The organism is Pseudoalteromonas luteoviolacea NCIMB 1944, assembly GCF_001625565.1.
Classification (GTDB): Bacteria; Pseudomonadota; Gammaproteobacteria; order Enterobacterales; family Alteromonadaceae; genus Pseudoalteromonas; species Pseudoalteromonas luteoviolacea_F.
This window is the reverse complement of record NZ_AUXS01000044.1, coordinates 96945-109268: the sequence shown is the minus strand read 5'-3', so window position 1 is coordinate 109268 and position 12324 is coordinate 96945. Positions and strand designations below refer to the sequence as shown.

General features: G+C 39.6%; 14 protein-coding genes. 8 read left to right on the top strand and 6 right to left on the bottom strand.

The annotated features are described in order from the left end of the window. The first annotated feature begins 38 nt into the window (after positions 1–38). A complete protein-coding gene (locus N483_RS17450) occupies positions 39–386 on the top strand; it encodes a hypothetical protein (protein ID WP_023400131.1) in 348 nt (115 codons plus the stop codon). A gap of 325 nt (positions 387–711) precedes the next feature. Here N483_RS17450 and N483_RS17445 read toward each other — a convergent pair whose 3' ends face one another. Next, on the bottom strand, positions 712–1134 hold the full coding sequence (locus N483_RS17445; RefSeq protein WP_023400129.1) for a PACE efflux transporter: 423 nt from the start codon (positions 1132–1134) through the stop codon (positions 712–714). Positions 1135–1225: 91 nt separating this feature from the next. Here N483_RS17445 and N483_RS17440 point away from each other — a divergent pair, with 91 nt between their 5' ends. After that, positions 1226–2116: a LysR family transcriptional regulator gene (locus N483_RS17440; protein WP_023400128.1), complete on the top strand. Its 891-nt coding sequence runs from the start codon at positions 1226–1228 to the stop codon at positions 2114–2116. A gap of 22 nt (positions 2117–2138) precedes the next feature. Here the strand turns inward: N483_RS17440 and N483_RS17435 are convergent, their stop codons facing one another. Beyond that, entirely contained in the window at positions 2139–3014 is an 876-nt protein-coding gene (locus tag N483_RS17435) for an SDR family oxidoreductase (RefSeq protein WP_023400127.1), read from the bottom strand. A gap of 457 nt (positions 3015–3471) precedes the next feature. Between N483_RS17435 and N483_RS17430 the strand changes: the two genes are divergently transcribed. Further along, positions 3472–3846 (top strand): hypothetical protein, encoded by a 375-nt coding sequence (locus tag N483_RS17430; protein WP_023400126.1) that lies wholly within the window; start codon positions 3472–3474, stop codon positions 3844–3846. Positions 3847–3944: 98 nt separating this feature from the next. Here N483_RS17430 and N483_RS17425 read toward each other — a convergent pair whose 3' ends face one another. Then, positions 3945–4394: an Hsp20 family protein gene (locus N483_RS17425; RefSeq protein WP_023400125.1), complete on the bottom strand. Its 450-nt coding sequence runs from the start codon at positions 4392–4394 to the stop codon at positions 3945–3947. Positions 4395–5157: 763 nt separating this feature from the next. Between N483_RS17425 and N483_RS17420 the strand changes: the two genes are divergently transcribed. After that, a complete protein-coding gene (locus tag N483_RS17420; protein WP_036976607.1) occupies positions 5158–5865 on the top strand; it encodes a TorF family putative porin in 708 nt (235 codons plus the stop codon). 59 nt (positions 5866–5924) lie between these two features. On the opposite strand, the gene N483_RS17415 is transcribed toward N483_RS17420, so the two are convergent. Together N483_RS17415 and N483_RS17410 are read right to left on the bottom strand one after the other, a co-directional pair. Continuing rightward, positions 5925–6650, bottom strand: a complete 726-nt coding sequence (locus N483_RS17415; RefSeq protein ID WP_023400123.1) for a YebC/PmpR family DNA-binding transcriptional regulator — start codon at positions 6648–6650, stop codon at positions 5925–5927. 121 nt (positions 6651–6771) lie between these two features. Beyond that, complete coding sequence (locus tag N483_RS17410; protein WP_023400122.1) at positions 6772–7377, bottom strand: HAD family hydrolase; 606 nt, start codon at positions 7375–7377, stop codon at positions 6772–6774. A gap of 388 nt (positions 7378–7765) precedes the next feature. Between N483_RS17410 and N483_RS17405 the strand changes: the two genes are divergently transcribed. The 3 genes from N483_RS17405 to N483_RS17395 all read left to right on the top strand — a co-directional run bounded on the left by N483_RS17405 (position 7766) and on the right by N483_RS17395 (position 10642). Further along, complete coding sequence (locus tag N483_RS17405; RefSeq protein WP_023400121.1) at positions 7766–8653, top strand: LysR substrate-binding domain-containing protein; 888 nt, start codon at positions 7766–7768, stop codon at positions 8651–8653. Positions 8654–8733: 80 nt separating this feature from the next. Then, on the top strand, positions 8734–9336 hold the full coding sequence (locus N483_RS17400) for a hypothetical protein (protein WP_023400120.1): 603 nt from the start codon (positions 8734–8736) through the stop codon (positions 9334–9336). 1 nt (position 9337) lies between these two features. Beyond that, positions 9338–10642 carry a S41 family peptidase gene (locus N483_RS17395; RefSeq protein WP_023400119.1) on the top strand — a complete coding sequence of 435 codons (1305 nt, stop codon included), beginning with the start codon at positions 9338–9340 and terminating at the stop codon, positions 10640–10642. Between the two features lie 175 nt (positions 10643–10817). Here the strand turns inward: N483_RS17395 and N483_RS17390 are convergent, their stop codons facing one another. After that, positions 10818–11198, bottom strand: coding sequence for a DoxX family protein (locus N483_RS17390; RefSeq protein ID WP_023400118.1), 381 nt, complete (start codon positions 11196–11198; stop codon positions 10818–10820). Between the two features lie 99 nt (positions 11199–11297). On the opposite strand from N483_RS17390, the gene N483_RS17385 reads away from it, so the two are divergent. Next, a complete protein-coding gene (locus N483_RS17385) occupies positions 11298–12182 on the top strand; it encodes a LysR family transcriptional regulator (RefSeq protein ID WP_023400117.1) in 885 nt (294 codons plus the stop codon). The last annotated feature ends 142 nt before the right edge of the window (positions 12183–12324 follow it).

Here is a 12324-nt window from a genome sequence, read left to right as displayed (position 1 = left end):
GCGCCCATTAGTAAGGCGTTAGGCAACTTAGGAAAGTCATGCGCAAAATTTTATTTCTATTCGTATTAATAGTCTCATCTAATTCCTACGGTCAAACGTTGGTTACAGGAAAGTACGAATTGACTATCACTGAACTGTGCGAAGAAGGCGTTGTTGGTTGTGACAATGTTGTTTTGAACATGATTGAGCATGATAGTGCAGAGAAGATACGAATTGGTGGTGAAGCGTTTCATACAATGTGTGCAGACGGAGTTACGCCATGCGCATTTCAAGGTTATAGATTCAAAACCAAAAGTGAAACATACAGAATTTTAAACAATGGCACTTTCCAGATCTTTGATACAAATGGAGAGCAAATACACTCAGAAAAAGGAAAATGGTTGTAGCCGTTGCCTAACAAGTGCCTAAACCAAAGGACGCAAAACAGCAGGCTTGCGCTCCTTCGTCGCTAATTTTAGCCTGCTATTTTACGCCGGTTAGGCAAGCGTTAAGAGCGACCGCTTCTGGCACACAGCTGTCCTTCATCTCTAGCGCGTTTAGGTCCACTTTCGTTTCAGCCTGGCCGGGCTGAAACATTTCTTGCCTCAAAGTGCGTTAGTATAAATACACAATCTGTCTCAAATGAGCGAATAACGATTATAACAATTTGTGATATAAAGCAGGCGTATTTTAATGATCAGAAGGTGAACCGAGTTCTGATTTACTTACATATTATCTGATCTTTGGCGGGCTAATAATGTCGTAAAGGTAGTTATAAACAAAAGTGTATAAAGTAATGTAAATGACTAAAAACAACTCCAATCGTAGTGCCTCAAACATTGACACATTTAGCCACCAAGCCAATATTGGTAGAGTCAATACCAGCATAGTGCCTTCAAAACCTAAGGCATGAACAACCCTTACTTTTAGTGAACGCTGGATAAGTTGTTTGGGGTGATGTTTTAACAAATACGTATCAAAAACATAGTTAAATATTAAATTCCAAACGACGGCAAATATGGAAAAGGCAATACCAATCGTCAGAGATTTGGACATTTCTAGTTGAAATAAAGGTTTAAGCAATACGCTAATACCCAGCAGGGCAAATACTTCATAAAACAGGGCGTGAATTATTCGCTCTTGTTTGGTTCTCATTTTTTATCCATCGTCTAAATTGCTATCTGCTAACCATTTTATATACTTAGTGACTAGATTATTATTTAGAATATATACATTAAGTAGATAGATGGCCGTTTCCTTCGAACAATTAGAAGCTTTTGTGGCAACACATAAATGTGGTTCGTTTTCCGCCGCTGCCAGATATACTGGCAAAGCACAATCAGTAATGAGCACCTTAGTATCAAACTTGGAGATTGATTTAGGTGTCGATTTATTTGATCGCAGCCATAGATATCCAACCCTCACTCCTGCTGGAGAGTCCTTAATAGGTCGGGCTTGTGGGGTTGTTGAGCAAAGAGAGAGGTTAATAGTTGCGGCAGATGAACTGCTTGCCAACGTTGAAACTAAACTGACTATTGCTATAGAGAATCAAATAACGATTGAAAACCTAGGTCATGTACTCAAACAACTCATCGTAAAACATCCTTATGTCGATATTGAAATCGATTATGGCACGGTACAGGACGTATGGCGCAGAGTGTCCAATGACACCGCACAACTTGGCATAGTAATACAGCCTGAAAACCCTTTAGAAGGTGTTGATTTTAGAGGTGTCGGTGCTATGGAATTTGTCTGTGTTGCATCTGAAGAGCATCCGCTGTCACAATTAAAACAAGTATCTTGGGAAGATTTAAAACAGCACAGGCAGATATTGATCAAAGGTTTTGAAGATTCATCCATGACTAAATGGCAAGCTTCATTTCAGATTTGGCAAGTAGCAAACGTTCATGGATGTTTCGAGCTGGTTAGTGAAGGCATTGGTTGGGCGGTATTGCCTCGTTATGTATTAAAAGACACTAATTCAAAACAGAAAATTGTAAACTTGCCTTTGTCATTCGACAGCAGGAGTAGCTTTGCTCAGGAAGTGGATTTAATCTGGTCCGATACCAAAGCACTTGGCCCAGCTGCTAAGTTTATTACTGAACAACTGAGCGATTTAATGCAAGTGCGAAATTAATATTAACTAACCAGAGCTTGGCTTAACTCACAAGTGATTTGGCAAAAGACTCTATCGTCGTTGTTGGCTCACCTAATATTTGCCAGGTTTGTTCAGATACAGGCTGTTCATTTAACTGTTCAAAATAAGTGAGCAAGTGCTCCATAAATTCAGCTTCTTCTGCAGGAAAGCCCATCTCTGGAATAGCGGCAATCGGGTAAGTAGCTATTTGGGTTTCGGGGCTGAATACGTCTAAGAATTTTCTCGCCGCTTCTGGAAATGAAATACCTTCTTTACCTTGTACTGAAAACGCTTGGTTATAAGCTTTGTCGTTACCAATGGCGTTGTAAATGTTTATCGCTAAATCGGTCGTATTAGTATAGTAGATAGGGTAAGTATGATCGCCGATGATGCCGAACTGACCTTCTTGAATAAATACAGGGAATGAATCCAAAAAGAACGAACAGTGGAAGAAGGTATAGTTAATTCCCGATTTTTTGATGTAGTCCATTCCCGGTAAACGAATTAGATTCGTTTTGTAAATTAATCCTTTAGCGGCAAACTCTTCGTGTAAGCTGTCAATACCAACAATTTGCATAACGTGCTTCACGCCATTTTCTTTGGCGGCATCAACAATATTAATTACCCCTTCTCGTTCAGTATGAAATGGCAAACTAGGATCAAGGCTAGTGGTATTTAAACTGATATAAACAGTTTCTGCACCTTTCAATGCGTCTTTTAAACTGTCTAAATCGCTTACATCTGCATAAACACAAGTCACCTCTTCAGGTAGAGCTGCTTTTGCTTTTTGCACATCTCGTACAACGGCGGTTACTTGAACGCCTTTAGCAACTAAATTTCTAATAACAGGTTGAGCCAAGTTACCTGTTGCGCCTATTACCGTAATTGATTTTTGCATGAATAATCTCTCTATAAATATACACCACGAATGTAATATTAATATCGACTTAGGGTATTAATAAAAATAGGTTGTATCCATTTCATGTATAGGTTGATGGTTGTTCCTGGAAGATCAGTTACAAATTATAAAGCGATGAAAATTGATTCGTTTTGTCCAAAAACGAGTTTGCTGGCCGTCTGTTTCTCGCTCAAATCGACAAGTTACATAAAACCTAAATCTACTTACAAATTAAGCAGTGCCTTTGAGTTATCAAACTGTCTATATATTTGATTTTCTTTACGCCCTTCATCGTCTATGGGTTAAATTATCGCCTGTCTGTCATTTTATGTTTTTGCGTTAAATGCCTGACTTCTTTGAGGCTGTTACCTGTTCAGGAATTCGCCTACACTTTGTTACAAGTTACTAAAAATCAATGTGCTAGATTAGGGGTATATTGATTGGTATCGAGGTGAGTGTGAAAAACAGTAAGCATTTGATAAGTTTGATTGCCCTAATAGGACTATCTGGCTGCATAGTTGCGCCCAAAAAGACAATGCACTTTGATGAGCACTGTGATTTTGTCAGAGAAAAAACGGAGATAGATGTACAGATCTTTGGCGATGACCCAGCTAATCGCAGCCCCATTGTTCCTGGAGATCTCTTTATTCCAGTTATGGTTGCTGCGACAACTGCGGCGTTTTCATCGGCTGTTTATGTTTACGATAATGCACAAAATTCTATAGCGTACAAGCAAAATTGTAAGGATACTCAGCAGTCAAATAGGCATAAAACTAAACCTGAAGATACATGCGGTGGCAATGAATTGTGTGGAATAGAAAGAACGAAGTAGCTACCCTGCTGGTTTGTAAAGGGGGTTTACATACACAGAAAAAGCCGCATAAAGCGACTTTATCAGGGATAATCAAATAGGTTGTTTTGGGGTAAAGCTTAACTGGCGTTTTCGAGCAGTTTGCCTTTACCTATTTCAATTTTTCTTGGTTTTAAGGCTTCCGGTACTTCTCGCTCTAGGCTGACTACCAGCAAACCATTTTCTAATTCTGCGCCAATCACTCTAACATGGTCACCGAGCTGGAAGCTTTGTTCAAAATTGCGCTCAGCAATACCTTGGTGAATAAATTTGCGTTGAGTTTGGTCTTCTTTATTGGCTTTTTGACCTTTAATTCTTAGCGTGTTGTTCTCTGATTCTATATGCAGTTCATCTTCGCTAAAGCCGGCAACAGCCATTGTAATTTGATATTTGTCTTGGTCCAGCGCCTCGATGTTATATGGAGGGTAGCTAGTTTGTTTGCCATTATGTGCAGCTCGGTCCATCAGTGACGCTAAGTGGTCAAAGCCAATGAATGAACGGTATAGTGGAGTAAGATCTACGTTTCTCATAATAATATCCTCTTAGAGCGATAAGGTTTGTTCACCTTTCAATTGAACCGATAAACAAACGTAATAAATAATATTTTGTATTGGTTGGGACCCTGTCGGCGTCCTCACAATACTATCTATGGACGGGGCAATTTGTTTTCAAGGAAAAATCTAAAAAAAATTTAAAAACGCCGCTTTTAATGCCTTTCAGGCAAGTTTTTATCCTTTCTTCCATAAACAATGTTCCCTTTGCCTATAACCAAACTTGTGGCTGACTCGGCTTGGCAAGAAGTAACGGCGGGCATGGGATATAGGTATAAGTATTATCGCGATATGCGTGCTGCTCCTTTATTGAACATTTTTTTCGTTAAATTTTTATTTATGGTGTGTGAGATTAAAAATGGAGTGTATTTATAAGTGTAAATTTCAAAATAGTATAATTGCTAAACAAACTTTGCAATGTTTGGTAATTAGGTACTATTGAAATAGAGCTAATATTAAGATTAAATTAGCAAAAATAACATGTTACCTACTAAAATGATGCTTTTTTACGAGTTGTTTTTTACTTGTTGACTACGTCATTAAAGCACAAATGTCGTTTCTGCTTATTGTGGTAATGGTAATTTTAGCTGTTTAAATATTAATTTACTGATCTTGTCTTGGGGTATTCGCTTGTTTAACCAGTGAGTTACACTAAACTTGGTGCATATGAAGTATCTAGATAGCGCATTTTTACTTTTAAACTAACAAGGTTCGGGGTTTGATTAACTTCGAAATAAAAATTATGAAAAAAAATCTGCGACTCACATTGTGTACGCTGTCTGTATTGTTTGCCTCTAATTCAGTTATTGCAGGTGATTGGTCTTCAACCATCACTGGCGCTTCCGATTATACATTCAATGGTATCAGCCAAACGGATAACGATTTTGCGCTACAGGCTAGCTTAGACTACAGCAATTCAAAGACGAATTGGTATGCAGGTTCATGGGCTTCAAACGTCGACTTTAGCGATGGCACAGACACGGAAGTTGATGTCTACTTTGGGCGGACCTTCTCATTGACTGACGCTGTGAGCCTAGATGTTGGCATCGCATATTATAGCTATTATGGCGGTGACGACTCCAGCGATTTAAATTACCCAGAAGCTTACACTAAGTTTGGATTTGATAATGCTCTGGGCACGACTGAGTTTAACTTTTGGTATAGCTGGGACTACGCTGGTCAAGATGAAAAACACACTATTACTACGTTATCACACACTTTTGAAGTTGCTGAAAACCACGATATTTCGGTAAGTTATACGGTGTCTAATTATGTGGGAGGGGATGTAAAATGGGACGAGACAAATAGCTCCTACCACCATTATGAAATCGCTTATTCAACCAGTTTATCGGGTTTCGATTTATCGATTGCAGCTGAAGATACGTCAATAGACTCAGACACATCTGATGAGCGCATCGCGTTTTCTGTATCTCGTACCTTTGAATTTTAATTTATAAACGAAAAAAGCCGGGAAGTTGCCCGGCTTCTACATAATTATTCTATGGTCGTTTATTTTTTAACGATTGCGTTGTGATAAACGTTTTGCACGTCGTCACAATCTTCTAGCATACCCATAAACTTTTCGAAGTTAGCGATGTCATCTTCGTTTTCGATTTCAACGTGAGTTTGTGGGATCCAAGTGATTTCATCAACTTCAAAAGTGATGCCATCAAAAGCTTCTGTTAGAGCCGTTTTTGCTTTGAAGTACTCAGTGTTTGGTGCAAATACTGAAACTTTACCATCTTCAACTTCAACGTCGGTCACGTCAACATCTGCCATCATTAGGGCTTCTAGTACAGCTTCGTCATCGTCACCTGCAAAACCTAAAATAGCGAAGTGATCAAACATGTGTGCTACACAGCCTGGGCTACCAATTTTTGAGTCAGTTTTAGTAAACGGAAGACGCACATCTTTGATTGTACGATTAGGGTTATCTGTTAAGCAGTCAACGATAACCATACAGTTACCTGGACCGTAACCTTCATAACGTGCCGGTGAGTAGTCTTCACCAGCGCCACCAGCAGCTTTTTCGACTGCTTTTTCAATAACGTGTGCTGGAACTTGATCTTTTTTTGCTTTTTCGATCAAACGACGAAGGGATAGATTTGTTTCAGGATCTGCGCCACCGTTTTTAGCAACTACATAGATCTCTTTACCGTACTTAGAGTTTACCTTAGTTTTTGCCGCTGCCGTTTTTGCCATGGCGTTTTTGCGGACTTCAAATGCTCTACCCATCTTAATTCTCGTTATTTGAAATTCAATTGCACAAGATTCTAACAAGACTAGACGCTTTGGGCTATACCCTAATGGGCCTCAGTCCATATGAAAGGCTGGATTATCGGTGCAAATCACAATCTTAGGCAAGTTGATGCTGGAATTTGAGATTTTTTTGCTCTATCAACATTAATAGTGTTTCCCAACTGTTGAAAGTGATGTCTGCTTTTGAGGAATATTCAGGCGTCGCATTGGGAATATAAAGGCAGGATATCATCTGTGCATTGTGTGCGGCTTCAATATCGTACAGGTAGTCGCCAACATACATACAGGCTGTACTTGGCAGGCCCCATTGCTGCGCAATCATATTTAATGCTGTAGGGTCTGGTTTAGCAGGCGCATCGTCACGGGTTAAGATGATATCTATAGGCAGGTTACACCGCGCTAATTTTGTTTGTGCTGCTTTGGCAAAGTTACGTGTCACGATGGCCATAGGAAACCCTCTATGATGTAACTGCTCAACGACCTGCGCCGCACCAGGTATAAACTCCGCTTGATGCGCATCTTGCATTTCGTGTTGATGAATAAGCGCCATTGCTTCTTCACGCATGTAGGGTGAGGGCAGTGTATCGACAAATTCCAACAAGTCATTTTCTCTAGGGCAACCCAGCTGCGCTTTCATCATGGCGAAGTCTAAGTTGGAAGTGACTAATGTGCCATCCAAGTCAAAAATAATTCCTTTAATCATGCGTTTCTTACCTCGTATTCCGTAGCAAGACACTCTGCCTGCTTTAAACATAGAGTACGTCAATTGAGGTTGCAAAGATCACAGCGAAAATTTATCCAATTGACCATGGTGGACCGACCAAAAAGTCATAGAAATAGTTTGTAGATGTACCTGAGTTTATCACTAACATAATCTAAAGTTATTTTATTTGTGATTGCATAAGTGCTCTACTTGGAGTGATTTACCTATTTTACTTAACCATATTGATATCAAGTTAGTTTTCTCTTTTGAACTTTTCGCTGTTTTTTCCATTGTTTTTCTTTGTTTTAATAGAGGTTTATAAAAATTATGTGCTATAAAACTGTCTATTACGAACGATAAATACTAAACATATATATAAGCTAAAGTTATGTATAAAGAGTTGCTAAATATATCTGGGTTTCGCATGGTAGAGGCGGCGGCAAGGCTACAAAGTTATAGCAAAGCTGCTGAGGAATTAAATGTGACACAAGCGGCCGTGAGCCAACAAATTCGTAAAATTGAAGCGCAGATTGGTTGCAAACTGTTTTACCGTCAAGGTCGCTGTATGCAGCTAACGTATCAAGGTGCTGTTTTAACCGAAGCGATACAAAATGGCTTTGAATTAATAGTAGAGGGCCTGAAAAAGATCCAATATGAGCCATTGCCTGGTAAGTTGACCATCACAACAACACAATCTTTTGCGTCATTAGTATTGGTGCCTAGAATGTGGAAGTTCTCATCTGCATATCCTGATATTGATCTACGCATTGTGACTTCAAAGGAAGTAGAAGATTTACGCCAAGGTGAAATCGACATCGCGATTCGCTATGGCTACAGTGAATATCCTGATTATCACTGTGAGGTTTTAATCAATGATCCCATTGTTCCACTATGTTCTCCTGCTGTTGCTGAGGTGCTCGATAAAAGCAGCCCTGTCAGCTTAAAGCAAAGTTGGCTAATTGATTATTCTGGTGTCTCTTATTGGCCTAAGTGGTTTGAGCATATTGGTATTGATCCGGATATTAGCGCCTGCCAAGTACTAAAGGTGAATAATATTGATGTCGCAATGAGTGCTGTACTTGCAGGTCACGGAGTATGCTTGGGTTCCGCAAAACAAGCAGCGCACTATTTAAATGAAGGAATGCTAGTACAACCCTACGAGTTCGGGCTGATGCCGGGCACTCAGTATCGATTGATGTATGACCCTCAATCTCCACGTTTAAAGCGTATTGAGCTGTTCAGTCAGTGGCTTCATAAGGAGATAGAGTCTTTATAATTTATCTTAAAATTGATGCCTGTAGCTGCTACAGTACCAAGTGTTAGATGGAAATATAATAATTATAAAAGATGTAATAAATGGCGTATTTGATCACAACGGTTATTTTAATTGCGTGTTGCTCTGTTTTTTTCATTCCTAAATTTAAGCAGTTTACTAAGAATAACGAGCTGGCAAGTAATTTTGTACTTACGCTGGTGGCAACGCTTGTTGGTGTTTTGCTGGCGATTGCTATAAGCAATTACGATGAAGATGAAAGGGAACGCCGTGACCTAATTAAACTGCTTTATGCGGCTAAGGCTGTTGCATCTGAAAGTCTTGATTATAGTCATGCCGTAATGGATTACTATCAAAGTAATGAAGCGGGTGAGGAAACAAAAGAGTCAAAGGCTCGTTTCTTCAAAAATAATCCGTTGCCCTACCCTGACTACCTAGATGCATTGATGTCGCAACAACTATTTATTAAAAACCTCTCGCAAGAATCTCTGACTGAGTTAAGTGAATCACTGATTGTCATGAAACGAGCAAAAACCTATAGGCCGAGATTGTTTATCTCCAATTTAACGTTTGCTCTTTATATCTTAGATCAGGAGCGGCTCTTCCAAGAAGGTAAGATATCAGAGATGGAATTGGAACTGCGTTTAAGCGAGAAAGAAAGGCAGCTAGAAGAAGGAAAAAACTAAATTGAATATTCTGTTTTCTCACAAGGGAGCTTGTACTAAAGCCTGTGTATTTTTTATTTCATTGATGTCCAGCAGTGGGGCATTTTCACAAACGACTACACAGCATTTGTCGCCGACAGCAATCGACGAAGACATATCCTCATTTATTTCATTGCTAAATGAGCGTTATGCCTATTTCGATAAGAAGCAAGTTGATAAAGAGCAGTTCAATGCTTGTTTGCAAAAGGATACTAATAAGATAAAAACACGCAATGATTTGTCGAGGAAGCTTAACCATTGTTTTGAGTTTTTCTACGATCAACATAGCGAAATAAGACCTAGACCTCGCGACTACTATCTACCTATGCCCACCGCATTGACAATGTGGGCTGAGCTACGTGACAGCAAAGCAATTATCACCTCACTACCACATAATGGCTATGCGCATAAAGTGGGGTTTAGGCCGGGTATGATCATAGAGAACATAGACAACAAGCCGGTTCTTGAAGCCGTCCGGCAAGCGAATGTATCAGGCCAAAAAGCGGCTCAAACCTGGGTTCTCAATCGATTATTAACCGGAACAAGGGAGCAGCAGATCTCTGTTGATGTGAACTGGCAAGGGCGTTTGCAAACGTTGACAATAGACACCGGGCAGGTTGTTGCGGGCATCTTGAAGGAAAAGCCACTATTAACCAGTAAACTAATAGGAGAGTTTGCGTATATCAGACCTGAAAACAGTTTGGGCAACAATGCATTGATCGGCGCTTTTGATGAGGCAATATCACAGTACAAACACTCAGCCGGTTTGATATTGGACTTGCGCAATACACCCAGTGGTGGGAATAGCGATGTTGCTAGAGGCATAATGAGCAGGTTTATCGCGCAGCGGCTTCCCTATCAAGAGCATGAATTGATTGCTGTAGAGCGTCAATATGGCGTTAAAAGGCGTTGGCAAGAGTTTGTCTATCCAAGAGGTGACTTTACTTATGAAAAGCCTTTGGTGGTTTTAAGTAATCGCTGGACAGGTAGTATGGGGGAAGGGCTAACGATTGGGCTCCATGGTATGAACCGTGCCACAGTGATTGGGACACAGATGGCTCAGTTACTTGGTGCTATTTCCGGACATACATTACCCAAATCAAAGCTTGATGTAGTGATCCCGGTTGAAAAGCTATTTCATGTTGATGGCAGTGCAAGAGAGGTGTTTTTGCCTGACATACAAATAGATCATGTTAAGAACGCGGAAAATGCAGATCTTGCTTTGAAAGCGGCGATAACCTACCTGAATAAATTTGCAAGTGCCGGTGATAAATTCCAATCCGAGTAAAGGAACAAGGCATCAAAGTGAAATCTGGATGAGAAAAGCTGCTTGTTTAATTAATCTGATTTGTTAGCAAGCAAGCTCCTTTATATAGAGCGCAATTGTGCGCTCTTTTTCAATGTATAGAAGTGTGCCTTCTATCTGTTATCCCATAGTTTGCCTATGAGCAAACGTCATCGTTTCAATTGCTACTGAAAAATTGTGACAGCAGAGTTTGGTTGGATATAACTAATGCAGAAGATAGCAACAAAGTAACAATTGCTGGAATAGCATCTTTCAGTGTATCGAATTTTAAGTGGAAAAAAATCGCGCCAACTGACGCTATAGTAATACATAGAGCGCCAATGCAATTTAATATTGCATGTTCGTATGCCAACGAACCTAACAAAGATAGTGCAGCCGTCAGTTCGATAATACCAACCAAAAACATATGTATACGAGTCAACCCATACTTTCGAAAGAAAGCCAGCTGTGTTTCAAATATATACTTCTGCCAGCCTAATATTTTAATTGAACTTGCAAAGGTGAAAAAAACGCCAAGAACAGCAGTAATATATGTCATGTAAAACTCCCAATAAATTTTTCAATGGCATTTAAGCATTCCTTAATAGTCGGATAAATGCTATTTTTACGATATCTGGTATTCCAATTTGGAATGATGATGGACAAGTTAGAGTGTATAAAAGTGTTTCGGCATGTTGCTCGGTTAGAGAGTTTTACGGCTACAGCAATCGAACTCAATACGACACAAGGAGCCGTGAGTAAAAAGATAGCTTGGTTGGAAGGGGATTTAGGCTTTACTCTATTTCATAGGAACTCACGTAAGATTAGTTTAACAAGTGCTGGTAAACAATACCTTGGTTTTTGCCACGAACTTGTTGAGAAAATGACCCTGACTGAGCAATTGATTAACAAACAGCTAAGCCTTGCTGTAGGTACACTTAAGATATCAGCCCCGTCAGCATTTGCTACTCAGCGACTAGCGGTTCCTATACGAAAATTCTTGATAGCAAACCCTGAAGTGAAAATAGATATTTCAGTCGACGACAAGCATGCAGACTTATATCGTGACGATATTGATATCGCTATTCGAGCCTCTTACCTCAAGGATTCTGGGTTAAAAGCCAAAAAGCTGCTGGATCACGACGTTTGCTATTTTGCATCACCTGATTATCTAAAAAATAATGGTACTCCAGTTGTTCCCGAAGAGTTATCAAAGCACACTTGTCTAACTTACTCTTTAAGTACAACCTCAAATGTTTGGCAAATAAATAAAAAGAAATTCATGGTACGAGAGTTGTTTACTAGCGATAGTCCAGAAATGTTAGTGAAAATGGCGATATTGGGATGTGGTATAGCCGCTATGCCGAAATGGATGGTTCAAGAGTCCTTCAAAATGAATCAGTTGACAGAACTGTTCGCAGACCACCAAAAAGGTTCTCTACCAATGTACGCAGTGTATAAAAATTCTGACTATTTACCTTATAGAATTAGAGCGTTTGTCGACTTTATCGCCAGTTACTTTGAATCTGAATTGGTGAATTAGCTTTTATCAATTCTACGGGTGTAATAGAGTGAGCAACCTCCTTTTGTGGGGATAAATCTTAAGAAATAATCTATTGCCATAGAAGTTAAGCGGTTTTAACTTATTCAAAGTGGTTTTTCAGATATTAATTAACCATCGCTGT